General features: G+C 62.9%; 20 protein-coding genes. 10 read left to right on the top strand and 10 right to left on the bottom strand.

The genetic code is table 11. The features are described from left to right. Nucleotides 1-33: 33 nt before the first annotated feature. Together VWZ85_RS02640 and VWZ85_RS02645 are read left to right on the top strand one after the other, a co-directional pair. A complete protein-coding gene (locus VWZ85_RS02640; RefSeq protein WP_416587001.1) occupies nt 34-2397 on the top strand; it encodes a xanthine dehydrogenase family protein molybdopterin-binding subunit in 2364 nt (787 codons plus the stop codon). Between the two features lie 86 nt (nt 2398-2483). Beyond that, the gene (locus tag VWZ85_RS02645) at nt 2484-3272 is read left to right on the top strand and encodes an FAD binding domain-containing protein (protein WP_416538998.1); all 789 of its coding nucleotides are present in this window, start codon (nt 2484-2486) and stop codon (nt 3270-3272) included. 101 nt (nt 3273-3373) lie between these two features. On the opposite strand, the gene VWZ85_RS02650 is transcribed toward VWZ85_RS02645, so the two are convergent. After that, complete coding sequence (locus tag VWZ85_RS02650) at nt 3374-4015, bottom strand: methyl-accepting chemotaxis protein (RefSeq protein WP_416587004.1); 642 nt, start codon at nt 4013-4015, stop codon at nt 3374-3376. Nucleotides 4016-4235: 220 nt separating this feature from the next. Then, nucleotides 4236-4784 (bottom strand): translation initiation factor IF-3, encoded by a 549-nt coding sequence (gene infC, locus VWZ85_RS02655; RefSeq protein WP_374015615.1) that lies wholly within the window; start codon nt 4782-4784, stop codon nt 4236-4238. 311 nt (nt 4785-5095) lie between these two features. On the opposite strand from infC, the gene VWZ85_RS02660 reads away from it, so the two are divergent. Then, nucleotides 5096-5821, top strand: a complete 726-nt coding sequence (locus tag VWZ85_RS02660) for a hypothetical protein (protein WP_416546260.1) — start codon at nt 5096-5098, stop codon at nt 5819-5821. A gap of 80 nt (nt 5822-5901) precedes the next feature. Here VWZ85_RS02660 and VWZ85_RS02665 read toward each other — a convergent pair whose 3' ends face one another. The 6 genes from VWZ85_RS02665 to cobA all read right to left on the bottom strand — a co-directional run bounded on the left by VWZ85_RS02665 (nt 5902) and on the right by cobA (nt 10917). After that, nucleotides 5902-6780: a ferredoxin--NADP reductase gene (locus VWZ85_RS02665; protein ID WP_340545966.1), complete on the bottom strand. Its 879-nt coding sequence runs from the start codon at nt 6778-6780 to the stop codon at nt 5902-5904. A 149-nt stretch (nt 6781-6929) separates the two neighbouring features. After that, complete coding sequence (locus VWZ85_RS02670) at nt 6930-7328, bottom strand: DUF934 domain-containing protein (RefSeq protein ID WP_416587007.1); 399 nt, start codon at nt 7326-7328, stop codon at nt 6930-6932. Between the two features lie 3 nt (nt 7329-7331). Then, nucleotides 7332-8111, bottom strand: a complete 780-nt coding sequence (locus tag VWZ85_RS02675) for a phosphoadenylyl-sulfate reductase (RefSeq protein ID WP_416587008.1) — start codon at nt 8109-8111, stop codon at nt 7332-7334. Nucleotides 8112-8115: 4 nt separating this feature from the next. Further along, a complete protein-coding gene (locus VWZ85_RS02680) occupies nt 8116-9780 on the bottom strand; it encodes a nitrite/sulfite reductase (RefSeq protein WP_340545963.1) in 1665 nt (554 codons plus the stop codon). Beyond that, nucleotides 9773-10081 (bottom strand): DUF2849 domain-containing protein, encoded by a 309-nt coding sequence (locus VWZ85_RS02685; RefSeq protein ID WP_260081637.1) that lies wholly within the window; start codon nt 10079-10081, stop codon nt 9773-9775. Before VWZ85_RS02685 ends, VWZ85_RS02680 begins: the two co-directional genes overlap by 8 nt. Beyond that, nucleotides 10081-10917, bottom strand: coding sequence for a uroporphyrinogen-III C-methyltransferase (gene cobA / locus VWZ85_RS02690; RefSeq protein ID WP_416542107.1), 837 nt, complete (start codon nt 10915-10917; stop codon nt 10081-10083). The genes VWZ85_RS02685 and cobA overlap by 1 nt, the downstream gene beginning before the upstream one ends. A 146-nt stretch (nt 10918-11063) precedes the next feature. On the opposite strand from cobA, the gene VWZ85_RS02695 reads away from it, so the two are divergent. Further along, nucleotides 11064-11543: an Lrp/AsnC family transcriptional regulator gene (locus VWZ85_RS02695; protein WP_340545961.1), complete on the top strand. Its 480-nt coding sequence runs from the start codon at nt 11064-11066 to the stop codon at nt 11541-11543. Nucleotides 11544-11740: 197 nt separating this feature from the next. Beyond that, nucleotides 11741-12940, top strand: coding sequence for an MFS transporter (locus tag VWZ85_RS02700; RefSeq protein WP_416587009.1), 1200 nt, complete (start codon nt 11741-11743; stop codon nt 12938-12940). Between the two features lie 50 nt (nt 12941-12990). Here VWZ85_RS02700 and VWZ85_RS02705 read toward each other — a convergent pair whose 3' ends face one another. Then, nucleotides 12991-14175, bottom strand: a complete 1185-nt coding sequence (locus tag VWZ85_RS02705; RefSeq protein ID WP_416587011.1) for a cytochrome P450 — start codon at nt 14173-14175, stop codon at nt 12991-12993. A 61-nt stretch (nt 14176-14236) separates the two neighbouring features. Between VWZ85_RS02705 and VWZ85_RS02710 the strand changes: the two genes are divergently transcribed. From VWZ85_RS02710 to VWZ85_RS02730, 5 genes are all read left to right on the top strand, one after another. After that, complete coding sequence (locus VWZ85_RS02710; protein ID WP_416587013.1) at nt 14237-16027, top strand: sensor histidine kinase; 1791 nt, start codon at nt 14237-14239, stop codon at nt 16025-16027. Then, complete coding sequence (locus VWZ85_RS02715; RefSeq protein ID WP_340545957.1) at nt 16024-17253, top strand: sigma-54-dependent transcriptional regulator; 1230 nt, start codon at nt 16024-16026, stop codon at nt 17251-17253. Before VWZ85_RS02710 ends, VWZ85_RS02715 begins: the two co-directional genes overlap by 4 nt. A gap of 677 nt (nt 17254-17930) precedes the next feature. Next, nucleotides 17931-18932 (top strand): DctP family TRAP transporter solute-binding subunit, encoded by a 1002-nt coding sequence (locus VWZ85_RS02720; protein ID WP_340545956.1) that lies wholly within the window; start codon nt 17931-17933, stop codon nt 18930-18932. 109 nt (nt 18933-19041) lie between these two features. After that, nucleotides 19042-19719: a TRAP transporter small permease gene (locus VWZ85_RS02725; RefSeq protein ID WP_340545955.1), complete on the top strand. Its 678-nt coding sequence runs from the start codon at nt 19042-19044 to the stop codon at nt 19717-19719. Continuing rightward, nucleotides 19719-21122, top strand: a complete 1404-nt coding sequence (locus VWZ85_RS02730) for a TRAP transporter large permease (protein ID WP_416538994.1) — start codon at nt 19719-19721, stop codon at nt 21120-21122. The genes VWZ85_RS02725 and VWZ85_RS02730 overlap by 1 nt, the downstream gene beginning before the upstream one ends. A 202-nt stretch (nt 21123-21324) precedes the next feature. Here the strand turns inward: VWZ85_RS02730 and tpiA are convergent, their stop codons facing one another. Next, on the bottom strand, nt 21325-22077 hold the full coding sequence (gene tpiA, locus VWZ85_RS02735; RefSeq protein WP_416538993.1) for a triose-phosphate isomerase: 753 nt from the start codon (nt 22075-22077) through the stop codon (nt 21325-21327). Between the last annotated feature and the right edge of the window lie 237 nt (nt 22078-22314).

Consider the following 22314-nt stretch of genomic DNA (forward strand, 5'->3'; position numbering starts at 1 on the left):
CTGCGCAGACCGTCCAGGGAGGAAATTTGGACAATGCCAAAGGATAGCGGCATCGGCGCCAGCCCGAAACGGCGCGAAGACATCAGGTTCCTGACCGGAACCGGCAATTACACGGACGACATTAATCTCAACGGCCAGGCTTATGTGCATTTCCTGCGCTCGGATGTGGCCCATGGTCGGCTGACCTCGGTCGACACCGCCGATGCAGCCGCCATGCCCGGCGTTGTGCGCATCTTCACCGGCGCGGACTTCGAAGGTGTCGGCGGGCTGCCCTGCGGCTGGCAGGTGACCGACCGCTTTGGCGAGGTGATGCAGGAACCGGCCCATCCGGTGCTGGCCCAGGGCAAGGTGCGCCATGTCGGCGATCCCATCGCCGCCGTTGTGGCCGAGACCCCGGAACAGGCGCGTGATGCCGCCGAGGCGATTGTGGTCGACATCGAAGAGCTGCCCGCCGTCATCAACATGAAAGAAGCGGTCAAGGATGGCGCCACAAAGGTGCATGATGATTTGACCTCAAACCTCTGTTATGACTGGGGATTTGTCGAGGATAACCGCGAGGCGGTGGATCAGGCGATCAAGGACGCCGCCCATGTCACCACGCTGGAGCTGGTCAACAACCGTCTGGTCGCGAACCCGATGGAGCCACGCGTGGCGGTCGGGGATTTCAACCGCGCCACCGGCGACAGCACGCTTTATACCACCTCGCAGAACCCGCATGTGATCCGTCTCCTGATGGGCGCCTTTGTGCTGGGCATCCCCGAGCATAAGCTGCGCGTGGTCGCCCCGGATGTGGGCGGGGGTTTTGGTTCCAAGATCTTCCACTACGCGGAAGAGGCCTTCTGCACCTTTGCTGCCAAGGCTCTGAACCGGGCGGTGAAATGGACCTCGTCCCGGTCCGAGGCGTTTATGTCCGATGCCCATGGCCGCGATCACGTGACCAAGATCGAACTGGCGCTGGACGCCGACAACAATTTCACCGCGCTGCGCACCGAGACCTACGCCAATATGGGCGCGTATCTGTCGACCTTTGCCCCCTCGGTCCCGACCTGGCTGCATGGCACGCTGATGGCTGGCAATTATAAGACGCCGCTGATCTATGTGAATGTGAAGGCGGTGTTCACCAATACCGTTGCCGTTGACGCCTATCGCGGGGCGGGTCGGCCGGAGGCGACCTATCAGCTGGAGCGCGTCATTGATAAGGCGGCGCGTGAGCTGGGGGTTGATCCGATCGCGCTGCGCCGCCAGAACTTCATCACCGAATTCCCCTATGCCACACCGGTTGCGGTGGAATATGACACCGGCGATTACCACGCCACGATGGACAAGCTGGAAGAGATCGCCGATCTCAGCGGCTTTGCCGTGCGCCGTGCCGCCAGCGAGGCCAAGGGCAAGCTGCGGGGCCTTGGGGTGAACTGCTATATCGAGGCCTGCGGCATCGCGCCCTCGAACCTTGTCGGGCAGCTTGGCGCCCGTGCAGGCCTCTATGAGAGCGCGACCGTGCGGGTCAATGCCACCGGGGGCATCGTTGTCATGACCGGTAGCCACAGCCACGGGCAGGGGCATGAGACGTCTTTCCCACAGGTGATCGCCGAGATGATCGGCATCCCCGAGGATATGGTCGAGATCGAACATGGCGATACCGACAAGGCACCGATGGGCATGGGCACCTATGGCTCGCGCTCGCTGGCGGTGGGGGGATCTGCGATGGTCCGTGCCACCGAGAAGATCATCGCCAAGGCGAAGAAGATCGCCGCGCATATCCTTGAGGCCTCGGACGCGGATATCGAACTGAAGGACGGCCAGTTCACCGTCGCAGGCACCGATAAGTCGCTGGCCTGGGGCGATGTGACCCTTGCGGCCTATGTGCCGCATAACTACCCGCTGGAGGATATCGAGCCGGGGCTGGAGGAAACCGCGTTCTATGATCCGGCGAATTTCACCTATCCCTCGGGCGCCTATGCCTGTGAGGTGGAGGTCGATCCCGACACCGGCAAGGTCACCATCGAAAGCTTTGCCGCGGCGGATGACTTTGGCAATATCGTCAATCCGATGATCGTCGATGGTCAGGTGCATGGCGGCATTGGTCAGGGCATCGGTCAGGCGCTGCTGGAGGCCTGTGTCTATGATGACGACGGGCAGCTGCTGTCCGCCTCCTTCATGGATTACGCCATGCCACGGGCCGATGATCTGCCGTTCTACAAGGTCGATCATTCCTGCCAGACGCCCTGTACCCACAATCCGCTGGGTGTGAAGGGCTGCGGCGAGGCCGGCGCCATCGGCACCCCGCCCTCGGTGGTCAATGCGGTGGTGGACGCGCTGCAATCCGCAGGCAAGGATGTCACCCATATCGACATGCCCCTGAGCCCTGCACGGGTCTGGGCGGCGATGAACGGCTAAGGGCTCATGGGGGCGCTGCCCCCATACCCCCGGGATATTTCTAGCCAGAAGAAGGGCCTCATGCGCTCTTTGGGAAGGAAGCGAAGATGTATGAATTTGAATTCGAGAAACCCGCAACCATCGCGGATGCGGTCAAGGCGCTGGGTGCGGAGGATGCCCAGGCTCTGGGCGGCGGGCAGACGCTGATTCCGACGCTGAAGCAGCGGCTGGCGATGCCCAGCACATTGGTGAGCCTGAGCGGGATTGCCGAGATGCGCGGTGTCTGCCCGGATGGCGATGCCATCGCCATCGGCGGCGCCACCACCCATGCCGAGGTCGAGGCGGCAACCGCCAAGAGCTATCCGGCGCTGTCGGCGCTGGCGGGCCATATCGGCGATCCGGCGGTGCGCAACCGTGGCACCATCGGTGGCTCGCTGGCCAATAACGACCCGTCCGCCTGTTATCCGGCGGCGGCGCTGGCCAGTGGGGCCACGATCGTGACCAACACCCGCGAGATTGCGGCGGATGATTATTTTCAGGGGCTGTTCACCACCGCGCTGGAGGAAGGTGAGATCATCACCAATATCCGCATGCCGGTGCCGCAGGCGGCGCATTACGAGAAATTCGTCCAGCCTGCCTCGCGCTTTGCCCTTGTGGGGGTGTTTGTGGCGCGGTTTTCTGACGGTGTGCGGGTGGCGGTCACCGGCGCCTCGGAGGAGGGCGTGTTCCGCTGGAGCGCGGCTGAGGCGGCGCTGTCGGCGAATTTCGCGCCCGCTGCGATAGAGGGGCTGAGCGTGGATGCAGAGGGCATGATCGGCGATCTGCACGGCAGCAAGGCCTATCGCGCGCATCTGGTCGGCGTGATCACCAAACGGGCGGTGGCGGCTGCGGCCTGAGCCATCAGCGCGAAACGGCAAGACGGCCCCGGCGATCTGCCGGGGCCGTTTGCTATCTGGTTGCTATCTGGGCCGGTATTGACTGCCGGCGGCGATGATTATCAGGCGCGCAGGTAGCCGGACATCGTGTCGAGCAGCGTCTGGGTGCGCCCAGAGAGGTTGCGGATTTCCGAAGCGATGACGGCAAAGCCCTTGCCCTGATCGCCGATGCGTGCGGCCTCGATCGAGGCGTTGAAGGCAATCAGCTGAATATGACGGCCGACGGTTTCGGCGTTTTCGATGGCTTCGCGCATCCCGTCATCCCGGGCGCTGTCGCGGGCTTTCTGCGCGTCGAACATGTCTTTGGTCATGTCGATCAGAAAGGCGGAGACCTCCGGTTCGACCTTGTACAGCGCCTGCGCCGTGAGGGAGGGCATGTCGCGTACCCGCTTCAGCACCTCGGCATCCGATTTCGTGTTCAGCACCTCGGCAAAAGGGGTCAGCGCGTCGATGGATTTCTTCCGTTGCAGGCAGAGATCCTCGGGCAGTTCGTATTCGCTTTCGGCCAGCAGCTTGTCCAGGCCCTTGGTCAGCATCTCATAGGCGGCTCTGATCCGGCTCACCGACTGGTCCAGCAGGTCTTTCATCGTGTCGGGCGCGTGCTGGGTGTCTTCATTGGCCAGCACCACCAGCGCGAGAGAGGCGGCGCGGCAGGGCGCGATGGCCATGAAGGCACTGTTTTGGACGTCGCTGAGAGGCTTCAAGGGAGGCTCCATATTTGGCGGTGATTTTATTGTCGGCGGCGACCGAACGTCCTCTATCAGGTAAGCTGCGGGCGTAAATAAAACGTGACCATAAAATACATCTAAGCCGTGTGGCGCGAAAAAATATCATCGGCGCCAATGGTGCAAGCCATTGCCGCGACGACGAAAAAACCCCGCTCCGATTGGGGCGGGGTTCGAACGGTCGCGCGTGTGATCGCGGTTATTTCTGCGGCAGGGGGCCGATCATCATGATCATCTGACGGCCTTCCATCTTGGGCATGTTTTCGACCTTGCCCAGTTCCTTGATGTCTTCTGCAACACGCAGCAGCAGGTCGCGGCCCAGGTTCTGGTGGGCCATCTCGCGGCCACGGAAGCGCAGGGTGATCTTTACCTTGTCGCCGTTTTCCAGGAACTTGTACACGTTGCGCATCTTCACTTCGTAGTCGTGGGTGTCCGTATTGGGACGGAACTTCACCTCTTTGACTTCGATGATCTTCTGCTTCTTGCGTGCTTCGCTTTCCCGCTTCTGCTGTTCATATTTGAACTTGCCGTAATCCATGATCTTGCACACGGGCGGGGTGGCATTGGGCGAAATCTCGACCAGATCGAGACCGGCCTCTTCTGCCATCTGCATCGCCTTGGCGGGGTGGACCACGCCAACGTTTTCCCCCTCAGCGCCGATCAGGCGAATCTCAGGAGCACGGATTTTTTCGTTGATGCGCGGGCCGGTGTCGCGTTGCGGCGGCGCATTATGGGGTCTGCGGGCTATGACGTCTATCCTTCTGTCACTTCGGAAAAGTGCCCGGAAAGTAACGGTCCCGGGCCTGCGATTCAAGTCAATTGCGGGTATGACTGCGCATACCGCTGTTTTCAAGGTTTGTTTGCACAGAACAGCGTCATCAAAGGGTTAATTCTGCCTTGCGCTGATGTCGGCAGGCCGGGGTGGGCCAGACTGGCGGTGTTTGGCCGATGGCGGCGCCTGCCATTTATTCCCCTTGTAGTTTCAGGCGCCTAGCCCCAAGTGCTAAGCCATAAGCCTTGCCATGCTGCGGGGCATATGGAGAGATAAGGAGATCCATCATGAAACCGATCGTCATTGGCCTGGGTGTGGGAGCCGTCGCATTGGGCGGATATTTCTACGTCTCCTCCATGGGGACCGATCCCGAAACCGGCGCGCCTGCGACTGAAACCGTTGTGGTGACACCGGAGGCAGAACCTGCCGGTGAGACTGCCGCAGAGGTCGCTGCCGAAATCGAGAATGATGTGGCCACCGCCGCCGAAGAGGTCGAAGGCGCTGTCGACAGCTCCGTCGATGCGGCGGCAAAGGCCGTGAGCGATGCGGCCGCAGCGGTTGCCGAGGCGACCGAGGAAACCGTGAACGAGATTGCCGAAGGTGTCACCGACACTGCCAATCAGTTGCAGGACAGCACTGCGGCTGCTGTGGATGCGGCGGGTGACGAGGCAGCGGCGGCAGGTGATGCAGTTGCCGATACGGCAGCTGCGGCAGGCCAGGCGGCAGAGGATGTTGCCAATGACGCCGCCGAAACCGCCGAGGCGGCAGGCGACAGCGTGGCGGATGGCGCCTCCGATGCAACGGCCGCGGCTGAAGAGAACGGCGAAGCCGCCAGAGACGCGCTGCTGACGCCTGCGGGCTTTGACTATGACAAGGTGATCGCGATGATCGAGGACTCCTCGATGGAGGCGACACAGAAGGCGCTGCTGGTCACCACCCTGGGTCAGGCGCGTGACAATCCGGCCCTGCTGGAAGCGACGCTGAAACGCATCAAGGACGCGCTGCCGCAGTAACGCGGGCAGATGTGCCAGACGACAAAGGCCCCCGCCAAACTCTGGCGGGGGCCTTTTTACATCAGTGCCGTCGCTGCGGATCAGTCGAGGAAGGCTTTTTCCACCACGAAATGCGCAGGCTTGGAATTGGCACCTTCTTCCAGACCATAGGTGTTTTCAAACAGGTCCTTCAATTCGAGGTTGAACGCCAGGTTGCCACAGATCATCGCGCGGTCGCTTTCGGGGTTCAGCGGCGGCACGCCAAGATCGGCAAAGGCCTCGCCCGAGCGCATCAGATCGGTGATCCGGCCCATCTTGGGGCTCTCCTCGCGGGTGGTGGTCGGGTAATATTTGATCTTCTTCCAGAAGCCTTCGCCAATCACCTCATTGAGCAGCTCATCGGTCTTCAGGCTTTCGATCAGCTCGGCGCCATAGGTCAGCTCCCCGACTTCGCGGCAGGTGTGGGTGATGATCACCTCATCGAATTTCTCATAGGTTTCCGGCTCCCGCAGCAGGCTGGCAAAGGGCGCAAAACCGGTGCCGGTGGCAAAGAACCAGATGCGTTTGCCGGGGACCAGCGCGTCATGCACCAGCGTGCCGACGGGTTTGGGGCGCAGGATAATCTCATCGCCCACCTTGATGTGCTGCAAACGCGAGGTCAGCGGGCCGTCCTGCACCTTGATCGAGTAGAATTCCATTTCCTCGTCCCAGCTGGGCGAGGCGATGGAATAGGCGCGCAGCAGCGGTTTCACCTTACCGGTCTTGGGGTCGGGATCGTTCATCAGACCGATCATCACAAACTCGCCCGAGCGGAACCGCAGGGAGGCAGGCCGGGTCACGCGGAAGGAAAACAGCCGATCCGTCCAGTGCTTGACCTCGGTCACGGTCTGGGCGTCGGGCAGGGCCGGTACGGCTTTGGCCGGTTTCGGATCGTTGGCAATGTCGGTCACAGCTTCAGTCACGGGGGTCATCTCGTTCATCGGTTGCTCTGCCGGAGGAGTAGCCGGCACCTCTGATTAGTCTTTGATACAGGTCAGGAAAACCCCCTGTTTTGCGAAACCGGCTCCGCGCAGGGCGCAAGGGAGCCGGGCCGACAGCGGGTCGTCCCATGAAGCGGAAGGGGGCTGGCTCAGCGCGCGGCGGTGCCGCGCAGGCGGGCCTGATAGTCATGCGCCTGCCAGTTGGCACGGTCGAGCCACTGGTCCTCGGGCTGGCGGGTGGCCAGATCGTCGCTGATCTCCACCTCGTCAAACCCGGAGCGCCGCGCCATCGCATATTGATCGGCCAGCACATGGCCATAGGCGCGCAGACGGCCGGTGTAGCCGGCCAGCCGCAGGCGCCGGGCAAGGGTAAAGCCCCGGCCATCGGCAAAGCTGGGGAAATGAATACGGATCATCTCCAGCCCCGGCAGCTGGTTGGACAGCGCCGAAGGGTCGGCATCAGGCTGCATCTCAATGGCGGTGTCGCTGTCAAAGCCCACTGTCCAGCTGTCGGGGCCAAAGCCCGTATCGGTCACAATCACGCTCATCTATCAGGCTCCTGTGCGAATGAATTTGCCATCCACCACGTGGATGCCGCATTCTTCCTTGTCTTGGTTGCGCCAGCGCCCGGCCCGCGGATCTTCGCCTTCCTTGACGGGCGAGGTGCAGGGGGCGCAGCCGATTGAGGGGTAGCCCTTGGCCACCAGCGGGTGACGGGGCAATCTGTTTTCATCCATATAGGCGCGCACATCCTGCGGCGCCCAATGGGCGAGGGGGTTGATCTTCAGCCGACCGGTGGGGCCGGTGGCGGCCTCTTCCACCTCGAAGAACTCCAGCGCCGCACGGGTGCCTGCCTGGAACCGCTTGCGCCCGGTGATCCAGCCGTCAAACCCCGCCAGCGCCTTTTGCAGCGGTGCCGTCTTGCGCAGGGCGCAGCAGGCGTCGGTATCCGAGAACCGCAGCGCGCCATAGGGGTCTTTTTCGGGGATATCAGCGGCGCGGATCACCTGCACATTGCGCAGGCCCAGCCGCTCGCTCACCTCCTGCTGGTAGACCAGCGTTTCGGTGAACAACAATTCGGTATCGACAAAGACCACCGGCGTCATCGGGTCGATCACCGCCGCCATATGCAGCAGCACGACCGATTCCGCGCCAAAGCTGGAGACCAGCGCGATATGGCCCGCATCCTTCAGCGCGCCTTCCATCACCGCGGTGGCAGAATGGTGGCGAAAGCGCGCATTGAGCGCATCCACCTTTGTTGCCAGTGCCAGTTGATGCGCACTGCTGGGGCCTTGGTGTGTGTCAGTCGGTAGTGCCGCTGCATTGACCATGGTGCTAAGCAACCTTTTTCTGGGCCTCGGGGTAAAGCGCGGCCTTGAACGGATCCATGCCGACGCGACGATAGGTCTGGAGGAAGGTTTCCTCGGCGCTGTCGCGCAGAGAGAGATAGGCGGTGATCAGCCGTTCCACCGCAGGCACGATTTCATCATAGGCAAAACCGGGGCCTGTGCGGGTGCCGATGGCGGCGGTTTCTGTCGCGTCGCCACCAAGGGTGATCTGGTAGTTCTCCACCCCGGCGCGGTCGAGGCCAAGAATGCCGATGTGGCCGACATGGTGGTGACCACAGGCGTTGATGCAGCCCGAAATCTTGATCTGGAGATGACCCACCTCATGTTCCAGCTTCAGTTCTTCAAACCGGGTGGCAATCTCCTGCGCCACCGGGATCGAGCGGGCAGTGGCCAGCGCGCAGTAATCCATGCCGGGGCAGGCGATGATATCGGAGATCAGCCCGACATTGGCGGTGGCCAGCCCGTGGTCCTTCAGCGCGGCGTGCAGGGCCGGCAGGTCCGATTTATGCACATGCGGCAGGATCACGTTCTGCTCATGGCTGATGCGCAGCTCGTTATAGCCGAACCGCTCTGCCAGATCCGCCATTGCCCGCATCTGCGCGGCGGTGGCGTCACCGGGGGTCTGGCCATGCGCCTTGATCGAGATGGTGACGATGGCGTGGTTGTCATCGCGGTGCTCGGCCAGATTGGTATCCGCCCAGGAGCGGAACACCGGATCGGCATCATAGGCGGCCAGATAGGTCTCCAGATTGCCGCCGCGCAGTTTGGGCGGGGTGAAATGCGCCTTGATCTCCTCCAGCAGCACTTGATCGGTGCCGTCAAAGGTCTTGCGACGCTCTTCAAACCGCTCCTCCACCATCTCGCGGATGGTGTCGATGCCGTTTTCCAGTACGGTGATCTTGATGCGGGCTTTGTATTTGTTATCGCGCCGACCCAGCAGGTTGTAGACCGCCAGCACGGATTCCAGATAGGGCAGCAGATCGGCCTGCGGCAGGTAATCGCGGATCACCTTGCCAATCAGCGGCGTACGGCCAAGGCCGCCGCCCACGATCACCTCAAACCCGGCAACGCCGTCGCGTTCGACCATGCGCAGACCGATGTCATGCGCGCGGGTCACGGCGCGGTCGTTGGAGCTGCCGGTGATGGCGATCTTGAACTTGCGGCCCAGGAACTGGAATTCCGGGTGATCGGTGGACCACTGGCGGATCAGCTCGGCATAGGGGCGCGGGTCGGTCAGCTCATCCTTGGCAGCAGCGGCGAAATGATCCGAGGTCACATTGCGGATGGTATTGCCGGAGGTCTGGATCGCGTGCAGGCCAACCTCGGCCAGCGCGTCCAGCATATCGGGCACATCGCGCAGCTTGGGCCAGTTGTACTGGATGTTCTGACGGGTGGTGAAATGGCCATAGCCCTTGTCCCACTTCTCCGCCAGCAGCGCGAGGGTGCGCATCTGGTCAGAGTTCAGCGTGCCATAGGGGATCGCCACCCGCAGCATATAGGCGTGCAATTGCAGATAGAGACCATTCATCAGGCGCAGCGGCTTGAACTCATCCTCGGTGAGAGAGCCGTCAATGCGGCGCTCCACCTGGGCGCGGAACTGGGCGTTGCGTTCGGCGAGGAACGCGGTGTCGAAATCGTTGTACTTATACATTTGCTGCGGCCTCCTGCTTGCCGTGGCGATAGTTGGATGGGCCGGTGCGGCGGAAATCTTCACGGAAATGGGTGGGTTCGGGGCCGTCAGCCCCCGCTTTTGCATCGGTCAGGTAGATGCCCACCACATGCTGCGCGTCTTTCTCCGCTTCGAGCAGGCGCAGCTGGGCTTCGGCCTCATCTTCGATCAGCTCGGCCTCTTTCAGCTCGCGGCTCCAGCCGTTGGTGTCGGTGAAATAGATCACGTCGCCCTCAAGCAGGTCGTTGGCGGTGATGATTTTCGGGGTAAAGGGGCGGGGCATCAGGCAAGCTCCATTTTTAAATCTGTCAGGGCCTGGGCGCTGGCGCGCGGGGCAAGGCCGAGGAATGTCAGCGCCGGGCCGGTCAGTTCGGCGGCGGCAAGATCGGTGGGCAGGCGGTCCAGCGTGGTTTCGATCACCCGCTGATTGGCGCGCGAGGCATTTTCGACAATGGTCATCGGCGTGGCGCGGTCGGCACCGTGCATGATCAGGCGGCCCTGCACGAAACGCGCGGATTTCTTGCCCATGTAGATGGCGGCAACCTCACCCGGACGGGCGAGAGCGGCCCAGTCGTGATCGGCAAAGCCCTTCATGTCGTGGCCGGTCAGAAACCGCACCGAGGCATTGCGCCCGCGCTGCGTCAGGCTCTGGCCGATGGAGGCCACGGCCGCGGAGGCGGCGGTAATACCCGGCAGGATCTGATAGGCGACACCGGCAGCTTCGCAGGCGGTGAGTTCCTCATCGAGACGACCATAGACGGTGGGATCGCCGGATTTCAGGCGCAGCACCTTCTTGCCCGCGCGGGCATGGGCCACCATGCGGGCGCAGATCTCCTCCTGGCTTACCTGCGGGCCGAACCCCTCCTTGCCGACGTCTTCCAGCTGGGCCTGCGGACCTGCAAGGGCCATGATCTCGGCGCTGACCAGACGGTCAAAGAGGATCACATCCGCCTGCAACAGCGCGCGCGCCACCTTCAGCGTCAGGAGGTCAGGATCGCCGGGGCCGGAGCCGGCAAAGGCGACCTCGCCTGCCACCAGCGACGTCGCGGCGACGGAGCCACAGGCCTGCGCGGGCATCGGCAGCGGCGCAGGGGGCGTTCTGGTGTCTGGACCGGTCATCTGGGGCCTCGTCTGGTTTGTTTGACTTACCCCTGAATATAGGAAATATTCCCCCTTATCCGCTATATGGCGCGGCAAATAAGGAAGATTGTTCCAGCTGGCGGCAGATGCAGGCGGGTTGATCCCCAAACAAGGAGAAAACAGGAATGACAGTGCGGATCGACGGCACGGACCGGAAAATTCTGGCGGAGCTGCAACGCGATGCGGGCCAGTCGCTGGATGAAATCGCCCGCCGTGTGGGCAGTTCCAAGACCCCGGTGTGGAATCGCATTCGCAAGCTGCGCGAGGCGGGCGTCATCGGGCGGCAGACCATGGTGCTGGATGCCGAGGCGCTGGGGTTTGAGGCCTGTTTCTTTGTGCTGATCCGCACCTCGGCCCATGAGGCGGAGTGGCAGGCGAAGTTCCTGAAGGCGCTGCAGGATCGCCCGGAGGTGCAGGAGGCGCACCGGCTGGCGGGGGATATCGACTATATCCTGAAGGTGCGGGTGAAGAACGCCCGTGCCTATGACAACTTCTATCAGGCGCTGATTTCCGAGGTACGGGTGCATAATGTCACGGCCCTGCTGTCGATGGAGGAGATCAAATCCACCACCCTGCTGCCGCTCGAAGCCATCGCAGAAGAATAAGCGCGGTCGTCAGATGGTGGCAAAGGAAAGGGGGCGCTGCCCCCTTTTTTGTGACCCACGCCTGCGGCGCAGGTCACATCCCCCGGAGTATTTCTGGAAAGATGACGGGGCGGCGGGGCAGCCAGTCTGGACGCTGGGCTTGCGCAGCGGGGGCGCTCCGGCAATGGTGAGGCATTTGCAGTTGAGTTGACTTGATCATGGCCATTTCCCCATCCTCCGCGGCACCTGTGGGTGCGGTGACGGCACGCCTGCTGTTTCTGCTGCTGTTGTTCTGCGGCACGATCTGCACCGCCATGATTGTGCCCTTCATGAGCTATTTTCTGGTCAGGGGCTTGGGGTATGAGCCCTGGATCATCAGCGTTTATGCCGGGATGGCGATCAGCCTCACCTTGGTGGCCAACCGGCAGTTTGCCCGCCGCATCGATGCCGGTGCGCGGGTGTTTCCCTTGATCGGACTGGCCGCGGCGGGGTTTGTGTTTGCGGCCGGAGCGCTGGCGCTGCTGCCCGCGCTCTGGGTGGTGCTGACGGCGGGTGTTATAGGGTTCGGGATCAGTTCCAGCGCGGTGTCGACCATGTTCAGCCTGGGCGGCAGTCTGGCCGAGCGTCACAAGGTGGAGCGGGTGCGGTTCAATGCGCATATGCGGGCCACGACTTCAACGGCCTGGATGATCGGCCCGGCTGTCACGTTTCTGATTGCGGATGGGATTGGTCTTCGGGCGGTGTTTGTGATGGCTGTTGCGGTGTCGATGGTCTGGATCTCTTTATGGTGGTTTACGCTGCCCCGTGACATCACCGCGATGCCGGGCCGTGCGCCCGCGCAGGACAGCGCTGGCCAGACCGCAGTGGCGCCGCAGGGTTTGTGGCTGGCGGCCGGGTTTGTGTTCTGCCTGTCGAGTGCGCATTCGCTGACGTTTTCCGCCTTGCCGATCTTTTACGTCGAAGAGGTGGGGCTGCCAGGCTATGCGCCGGGGTTTGCCTTTAGCATCAAGACCTTTGTCGAGGTGATTGCGATCTTTTCCACCCCTTGGGTGATTGCGCGCATCGGCATGTGGCGGGCGCTGCTGGCGGTCACCGGGCTGGCGGTTGTGACGATCCAGCTGCTGGCGGCGGTGCAGAGCTTTCCGCAGATGCTGGCGGGGGCGGCGTTGGAGGGGCTGTATTACGGGTTCTATGCCAGCCTTGGCATCAGCTATGTACAATCCTTTGCGCCTGACACACCTGCCCGCGCGACGGCGATTTACTGGAATACACTGATGGTGAGCGGGGTGATGGCGGGCCCGGCGGTCGGGCTGATTGCGCAGGCCTATGATTTTCAGACCGTGATCCGCTGCGCGTCGGCTGTGGCTGTTGTCGCTGCTGCGGTGCTGATCTTTGGACGGCCGCGAAGCCCAGCCTGAGGGGGGCGGTGGTGTTGTGGCAGGCCGCGCCGGCCCGCCACGTTGGGGGATCAGACCTGAACCATCAGGCCTGTCAGCCCGTGGAAATGGTAGGTGTTGTTATACTCCGGCGCGGCGGCCAGTTTCAGGTCGGGGCAACGCTCGAACAGGATCGGCAGGGCGATCTGCATCTCCATCCGCGCCAGCGGCGCGCCGACGCAGAAATGCAGCCCTGCGCCAAAGGAGGTGTTCACCTTCGCCGGGCGCGTGGGATCGAAGCGCTCGGGATCCTCCAGCATTTCGGGGTCGCGGTTGGCCGCCGCCAGCAGCAGCGCCACCTCATCGCCGCGCTGGAAGGTGTGGCCGAACATCTCGACCTCTTCATAGGCGTAGCGGGTGAACATATGCAGCGGCGGGTCATAGCGCAGGATTTCCTCAACCAGACCTTCTATGCCGTCGGGAGCAAGCCAGCTTGTGTCCCAGCCCTGTTGCAGTATGGTTTTCACGCCATTGCCCAGTGAATGCACCGTGGCCTCGTGCCCGGCATTGAGCAGCAGGATACAGGTGCCGATCAGCTCATCGGTGGAGAGGCTTTCGCCGTCCTCCTCGGCCTGGATGAGGCGGGTGATCAGATCCTCGCCCGGGGTCTTGCGGCGTTCGTCCACATAGGCGGTGAGGAAGTCGATGAATTCCTGGCTGGCCTTCGCGGCGGCATGTTCGGTCTCGACCGTCTTGGAGGCCTGATACATGGCGACCATCTTGTGCGACCAGTCCAGGAGCTGCGGCGCCATATCCTCGGGCACGCCCAGCAGGCGGCAGATCGCGATCACCGGGACCTGAGTGCAATAGGTGGACAGGAGGTCAAAGGGCGCGTCCTGAGGGAAGGCGTCGATCAGCTCGTGGCAGAGGGTTTCGAGACCGGGCGCCAGCGCCTTGATCTCGCGGCTGGTGAAGGCGCGCAAGACAAGGCGACGCAGGCGGGTGTGGCGGGGTGGCTCTGCATCCAGGAGCGAATGCGCCTCGACCTGCAGGAAGGGGGCGAGATGGGCGGGGCTTTCGCGCGCCATCTCCGGCGGGATCTCGCGGCCAAAGCGGCGGTCGCGCAGCAGGGTATGAACAGCCGGGTGCGAGAAGGCCGCAACCATTTTGTAGTCCTGCCAGTAATGCAGATGTCCGTTCGCGCGGGCCTCGGCGTAAAAACCGTAGGGGGATTGGACAAAATCGGGGTCGGTGGGGGATTGGGTCAATGTCTTCATCTGCGCAGCTTTTGCCAAGGCGGCTGGTCAATGCAAGGGGGGCTTTGCTACTGTGCGGCCAATGACGCAGTTTCACGCACATCGCTGGATCATTCTGGCGCTTCTTCTGGGGGCGGTGGCGGCTGTGGCAACGGGTGTCTACCGGCTGGGCTATCGCCAAGCGCTTGATTCGCTTGCCGAACGCAGTGCAGCGGATCTGGCGCTGGCCTCGGACCGGGTGACCACGCAATTGCAGGTCTATCAGGAGCTTGCCGTGCTGATGGCTGATCACCCGACGCTGAAGCGGCTGGACCGCCCCGAGGCACGGGCGGCGGCGCAGGGGCTGCTGCGCGAGGTGGCGGACAAGACGGCGGCGCTGGATGTGTTCTTTGTCGACCGGGCAGGGCGGGTGGTTGTGGCCGCCGAAGGGGTGATGGGGCGCGATGTGACCCAGAGCCGCTACTTCCACCGTGCGATGCAGGGGGCGCTGGGCACCGGATATGATGTGCTGCAACCGGATGGGCGGCGGGCCTATGTCTATGCGGCCCCTGATTTCGACGGCGATGGCCGGGTGCGCGGTGCCTTGGTGGTGGTGGCTGATGTCGAGGATGTTGAGCAGACCTGGCGCGGCTCGCTGCCGGCGGTGTTTTTCACCAACCGGGGCGGTGAGGTGTTCATTGCCAACCGGCGGGAGCTGTTGTTCTGGCAGCGCAGCACCGACGGGCCGGGGTTGTCGCCGCCCGATGGGCGACAGGTGGCGCTTCGGTCCTGGCTCGAAGGGCCGCATGAGATCTGGGATCTGCGCTGGTCACCCTATCTGCCGGAGCGGGCGCTGCATCAGGCGGTGAACCTGCCGCAGATCGGCATGGTGGGGGAGATCCTGGTGGATGTGGCCCCGGCGCAGCGTCTGGCAGGATTGCAGGCGGCGGCGATGGCGGCGATCGTGCTGGCGCTGGGCACGATGCTGGCGCTGGCGCTGGAACGGCGGCGCACACTGGCGGAGGCCAATGCGGCGCTGGAAAGCCGGGTCGAGGCGCGCACGCGGGCGCTGTCGGCCACCAATATGCGGCTGACCCGCGAGGTGCAGGAACGTCAGGAGGCGGAGGCGGCGCTGAAACGCGCGCAGGAGGAGCTGGTGCAGGCGGGCAAGCTGTCGGCGCTGGGGCAGATGTCGGCGGGGATCAGCCATGAGCTGAACCAGCCGCTGATGGCGATCCAGCAATATGCCGAGAACGGCGAGGCTTTTGTGGCGCGCGGCAAGCCGGAACGGGCGGGCGAGAACCTGGGCAGGATTGCGCAGATGGCCGGTCGGATGGCGCGGATCATCAAGAACCTGCGTGCCTTTGCCCGCAACGAAAACGAACCGATGGGCCGGGTCGATCTGGTGCAGGTGATCAATACCGCCGCCGAGCTGACGGAGCAGCGGCTGCGGCAGGACGGGGTGGCGCTGGTCTGGCAGCCGCCTGCGGAGCCGGTCTTTGCCTGGGGCGGCGAGGTGCGGTTGTCGCAGGTGTTTGTGAACCTGATCAACAATGCCGCCGATGCGATGCTGGATCAGGAGCGCCGCGAGATCAGGATGGCGATTGAGACCCGCGGCGGGGATGCTGCCGCGCGGCTGGCGGTGACGGTGCGCGATATCGGTCCGGGGCTGAAGGAACCCGAGAAGATCTTTGAGCCATTTTATTCCACCAAGGCGGTTGGCAGCGCCGATGGCATGGGGCTGGGTCTGTCGATCTCTTACGGGCTGGTGCAGAGCTTTGGCGGCGATATCCGGGGCGTCAACACCGGCGATGGCGCCGAATTCACGGTGGAGCTGGACCGCTGGCGGGCGCAGGCAGGTGCCGAGCCGCAACAACAGGATGAGGTGGCATGACCAATCGTGTCTTGGTGGTGGACGATGATGCGGCGGTGCGGGCGGCGCTTGGCCAGACGCTGGAGCTGGCGGAGTGTGACGCGATCACGGTGGGATCCTTTGTGGCGGCCAAGGATCTGATCACGCCCGATTTTGACGGGGTGATCCTGTCGGATATGCGGATGCCGGGACGCGACGGGTTTCACCTGTTGCGCTATGTGCGAGAGGTGGACAGTGATCTGCCGGTGATCCTGCTGACCGGCGAAGGTGACATCCCGATGGCGGTGCAGGCGATGGCGGAGGGGGCGTTTGATTTCCTCGAAAAACCCTGCGCCACTGCGGATCTGATGACGGTGGTGCGCCGGGCGCTGAAGACGCGGGCATTGGTGCGGGAGAACCGCGCACTGAAGTCGCGGCTGGAAAGCGGCGATGCGGCGGCGCGGATGATCTTTGGCACCTCGGCGCAGGTGGCGGAGCTGCGCGCCCGTGCCCGCGCGGTGGCGGCCACCGGGGCCGAGGTGCTGGTGACCGGTGCACCGGGTGGCGGGATCTCCAAGGTGGCGGAGGTCATTCACCTGATGTCGCCGCGTGGTCAGGGCGCCTTTGTGAAACGCCCGGCGGCGGGGCTGACCCCTGATGGGTTTGCGGATCTGTGCCGGGAGGCGGCGGGCGGATCGCTTTACCTGGATGAAATCGCCGCCCTGCCGAAAGAGACGCAATATGCCATGCTGGAGGCGCTGGAACAGCGAGTGGAGGCGCGGGTTCTGGTTGGAACCGTCGCGGATCTGGCCGAGGAAGTGACGCGTGGCGGATTTCTGGCGGATCTGTTCTACCGGCTGGACGTGATGCGGGTGCGCATTCCGGCGCTGTCGGAGCGGCCCGAGGATATCCCGGTGCTGTTCAGCCATTACGTGGCGCAGGCGGCAGAGCAGGCGGGCATTGCCGTACCGGATATTCCACCGGACCATCTGGCGGCGCTGATGGCGCAGGATTGGCCGGGCAATGCGCGATCGCTGATGTCGGCGGCCATGCGTTTTGTCCTCGGCATGCCGGAGGAGGCGGCGCAATCGGCGGAACTGGGGCTGGCCGAGCAGCTGGCGCAGGTCGAGCGGTCCTTGCTCATAGCGGCGCTGGGGCGGCAGAACGGCCATGCCTCTGCCGCGGCCAAAGCCCTGAAGCTGCCGCGCAAGACGTTTTATGACAAGCTGGCGCGTTATGGCATCCGGCCTGAGGACTATCGCCGCTGAGCGCGGTCTGCTGTGTCTTTCGCTGTTTCTCGCCACGCCTGATCGGGCGGCGAGGGCAGTGAATGGCGGCGCCGCCGGATGGCCCCTTAGGGCGCATGGGCGGAGGGGGATGGGCGCGGGTGTCAGCCGGGGCCCATGTCCGTCAACCATGGCTGTCTGGACGCCTGCACCCTGCATGCTGCGGGGCGCGGGCCGGTCTCCTGCCGGGGCATGTGCCAGATGCCCCGGATCGGTGGACCGTGTGTCAGACGGCCCGGATGTCGCGACCGGCCCAATGTGACAGCTGCGGGTTAATCAAACGCGGGCAGGGCGCGCGGCGCCTGTGCAACGCCCCGGCGCCGCTGGCTCTGCCCGGTGCGGGCGTCGGATTTGAGTATTTATGGAAAGATGACGGGCGCTGATTCCCAAGACCGCATCCCGGGCCGCGTCTCGCGCACGCGCAGAATGTGCGGAAATCCGCACAGCAGGGCCACCTCTCTGTGCGGGAATTCGCACAACCATGGTGGTGTCGCTGAGAGGTGACCTGAGGTTGGTTCGGTAAGCGTTTGTTATAATTTCATAAATTTCCAGTCTCGTGACGCTGTAACAAAGGCTTGAGCGGAGAGGCCAGCGCCGTGATGCTGCCGTCGGGGTCTTTGCTGTTGCAAAGGCCAAGGAGATATTCTGGGAGGAAAGACATGAAATTTGTAACTGCTGCTGCCACCGCCGTGGCGCTGACCATGAGTGCCGGTGCCGCCATGGCGGCCTGTGAGGAAGGTGAAATCGTCGTCAAGTTCAGCCATGTGACCAATACCGACAAGCACCCCAAGGGGATTGCCGCCTCGCTGCTGGAAAAGCGCATCAACGAAGAGATGAACGGCACCATGTGTCTGGAGGTCTATCCGAACTCCACGCTTTACAATGACAACAAGGTGCTGGAAGCGATGCTGCAGGGCGACGTGCAGCTGGCCGCGCCAAGCCTGTCGAAATTCGAGAAATTCACCAAGCAGTTCCGCCTGTTCGACCTGCCGTTCATGTTCAAGAACATCGACGCGGTTGATGCTTTCCAGGCCTCTGACAATGGTCAGGCGATGCTGGATTCGATGCAGCGCCGCGGTCTGCAGGGGCTGGCCTATTGGCACAATGGCATGAAGCAGATGTCGGCCAACAAGCCGCTGATCGCGCCGTCGGATGCCAATGGGCTGAAATTCCGCGTGCAGTCTTCGGACGTGCTGGTGGCGCAGATGGAAGCGATCGGTGGCAGCCCGCAGAAAATGGCCTTCTCCGAAGTTTACGGCGCGCTGCAGCAGGGTGTTGTGGACGGGCAGGAGAACACCTGGTCCAACATCTACGGCAAGAAGTTCTTTGAGGTGCAGGACGGTGTGACCGAGACCAACCACGGCGCGCTGGACTATCTGGTGGTGACTTCTGTTGACTGGCTCGACAGCCTGGAGCCTGCTGTCCGTGAGCAGTTCCTGACCATCCTTGGCGAGGTCACGGCAACGCGGAACTCGGAATCCACCAAGGTGAACGCCGAAGCGCGTCAGGCGATCATTGATGCCGGTGGCGTGGTGCGTGAGCTGACGCCCGAGCAGCGCGCGGCCTGGGTCGAGGCGATGAAGCCGGTCTGGGAGAAATTCGCAGGCGACGTTGGTCAGGACATGATCGACGCGGCACAGTCGATCAACGCAGGCATGTAAAGGCCACAGGCTGAAGATCCGGGGCTGGCGCGACTGACGCGCCGCCCCAATTTGCACGGTGCGCCATCCGCGCCGGTATCCCATTATCCAAACATCGAGGGAGAGCGATATGGCGGGGGCAAAACCTGGCCCGACCGGGCTTATCAATACACTCGAAGAGACGCTGATTGCGCTGCTGCTGGGGCTGATGACCCTGATCACATTTGCCAATGTGGTGGCGCGATTTGTGTTCAATTCCAATATTCTCTGGGCGCTGGAGCTGACGGTGTTCCTGTTTGCCTGGCTGGTGCTCTTGGGCGCATCCTATGCGGTGAAGGTCCATGCCCATCTGGGGGTTGATGCGATCCTCAACATGGTGTCGGCGCCGGCGCGCCGGGTGATCGGGCTGATCTCGGTCGGCTGCTGCCTGGTGTTTTCGCTGCTGCTGCTGAAGGGGGCCTATGACTACTGGGCGGTGTTTGCCGATCTGCCGCCCACCTCCGGGCGCTGGTTTCCCACCGGTTTTGACATGTCAGCGCGCAGCCAGAGCTTCTACGAGGTGCAGGATGTGCCGATGGTGGCGGTGTTCGGATTTCTCGAAGAGCTGATCAACTACGGCGACTCTTACGAGAAACTGCCCAAAGTGGTGCCCTATGTGGTGCTGCCGCTGTCGATGCTGCTGATGTTGCTGCGCTTTGGTCAGGCGGCGGTGCAGATCCTGCGCGGCGATGTCGATCGTCTGGTGGCCAGCCATGAGGTCGAAGATGAAATTGCCGAGGTTCAGGCGCAGCGGGGGGAGCACGACTGATGGATGTCGTCCTATTGTTTTCCATGGTCATCGGCCTGTTGCTGATCGGGGTTCCGATCGCGGTGGCGCTTGGCCTCAGCTCGACGCTGTTCCTGCTGATCTATTCCGACAGCTCGTTGGCGTCGGTTGCGGGCACGCTTTTTGAAGCCTTCGAGGGGCATTTCACGCTGCTGGCGATCCCCTTCTTCATCCTCGCGTCAAGCTTCATGACCACCGGCGGCGTGGCGCGGCGGATCATCCGGTTCTCGATCGCCTGTGTCGGTCATCTGCCGGGTGGTCTGGCGATTGCCGGCGTCTTTGCCTGTATGCTGTTTGCAGCCCTGTCCGGGTCGTCACCGGCCACCGTGGTGGCCATCGGATCCATCGTGATCGCCGGGATGCGTCAGGTCGGCTACAGCAAGGAGTTCGCGGCCGGTGTGATCTGTAACGCGGGCACGCTGGGCATCCTGATCCCGCCGTCGATTGTGATGGTGGTCTATGCGGCGGCGGTTGAGGTCTCGGTGGGGCGGATGTTCCTGGCGGGCGTCATTCCGGGCCTGATGGCCGGGTTCATGCTGATGGTGACCATCTATGTGATGGCCAAGGTGAAGAACCTGCCCAAGGGCGAATGGCTGGGCTGGGGGGAAGTTGCAGCCTCGGCGGCCAATGCCTCGGTTGGTCTGCTGCTGATCGGGATCATTCTGGGCGGCATCTATGGCGGGATTTTCACCCCGACAGAGGCAGCGGCTGTGGCGTCGGTCTATGCCTTCTTTGTCGCGACCTTTGTCTACCGCGACATGGGGCCGCTGAAATCGGCGCCAAAACCGAAGGATCTGGGGCAGTTTGTGACCATGCTGCCCAAGATGCTGGGGCAGACCGTGGTCTATTTCATCCCGTCCTTCTTTCACGCCGATACGCGCCATGCCCTGTTTGAGGCAGGCAAGCTGACGGTGACGCTGTTGTTTGTGATTGCCAATGCGCTGATCCTCAAACATGTGCTGACCGATGAGCAGGTGCCGCAGCAGATTGCCACCGCGATGCTGTCGGCCGGCTTTGGTCCGGTGATGTTCCTGATCGTGGTCAATGTGATCCTGCTGATCGGTGGTCAGTTCATGGAGCCGTCGGGGCTGTTGGTGATTGTGGCGCCGCTGGTGTTCCCGATTGCGATTGAACTGGGGATCGACCCCATTCATCTGGGCATCATCATGGTGGTCAACATGGAGATCGGCATGATCACCCCGCCGGTTGGTCTGAACCTCTTTGTGACCTCCGGGGTTGCGGGGATGCCGATGATGGCGGTGGTGCGGGCGGCATTGCCGTTCCTGGCGGTGCTCTTCGTGTTCCTGATCATGATCACCTATATCCCGTGGATATCGACGGTGCTGCCCAATGCGGTGATGGGGCCGGAGATCATAACGAAGTAGCGCTGCGGCGCATCCCCCCGCATATGAAAAGGCCCGGGAGCAGTTCCCGGGCCTTTTTCTGTCTGGCGTTATGTCAGGGGCTTTGCCCCTCTGCGCTGGCGCGCATTCACCCCAGAGTATTTTGCGAAAGGTGAAAAACGGGCACGGGGCGATGTCATCTTTCCCCAAATACTCCCGCCGGAGGCCGCGCCGTCAGGCGCGTTCAGTCGCTGGCGTCGAGAGCCGCGACAATGGGGGCGAAATCCGCAGCCTTCAGGCTGGCGCCGCCGACCAGCGCGCCGTCGACATGGGCCACCGCGAAGATCTCCTTGGCATTGCTGGATTTTACCGAGCCGCCGTAGAGCAGGCGGATGGCATTGGCGGTTTCACCGCCGAAGCGTTTGACGAGGCTTGCGCGCAGGTCGTTGTGCACCTCTGCGATCTGTTCGACCGTGGGCACTTTGCCGGTGCCAATAGCCCATACCGGTTCATAGGCGACCACCACATTCGTGCCGCTGGTGTCGTCCGGCAGCGAGCCTGCCAGCTGGGCGCGAACCACCTCCAGCGTCTTGCCGGCCTCGCGCTGGTCCTGCGTTTCGCCGACGCAGATGATGGCGGTGAGTCCCGCTGCAATGGCGGTTCTGGCCTTGGCGCGGACCATGTCATCGGTCTCGCCGTGATTGGCGCGCCGTTCGGAATGGCCGAGAATCACCGCGCTCGCCCCGGCGTCATGCAGCATTTCGGCGCTGAGGTCGCCGGTATGGGCACCGTAGGTCGCGCTATGGCAATCCTGGGCGCCGATGTCGACCTTGCTGTCGACGCAGACATTGGCTGCCCGATAGAGCAGCGTTGCCGGGGGGCAAATCACCACTTCGGCCTTGGCCGACTTGCAGCTATAGGCCAGATTGCCCAGCTCGGTCAGCGCACTTGCGGTGCCGTTCATTTTCCAGTTGCCTGCGACCATCTTGCGACGCATCTGCGTATCTCCCTCAAAATCGGTGCTGCCTTCATGCCCCTGATGGGGGACAGCTTGCTGCTTGGCCTGTCCTAGCATTGTTCGGATTGGGGAACAATTCGCCTGTTCGCATGGAGCCTGTGGCCTGCACATGTTGAACAATACCGAAGTTGCGCGCCAAGGCTGCGAAAAACGGCAATGGGTCGTCTATTTTTTCAGGCTGCACGTCTGGGTTGTGATCTGCATCTGCCCCAGTCC

Origin of the sequence: Phaeobacter sp. JH20_29, from assembly GCF_048056175.1 — a bacterium.
Classification (GTDB): Bacteria; Pseudomonadota; Alphaproteobacteria; order Rhodobacterales; family Rhodobacteraceae; genus Phaeobacter; species Phaeobacter bryozoorum.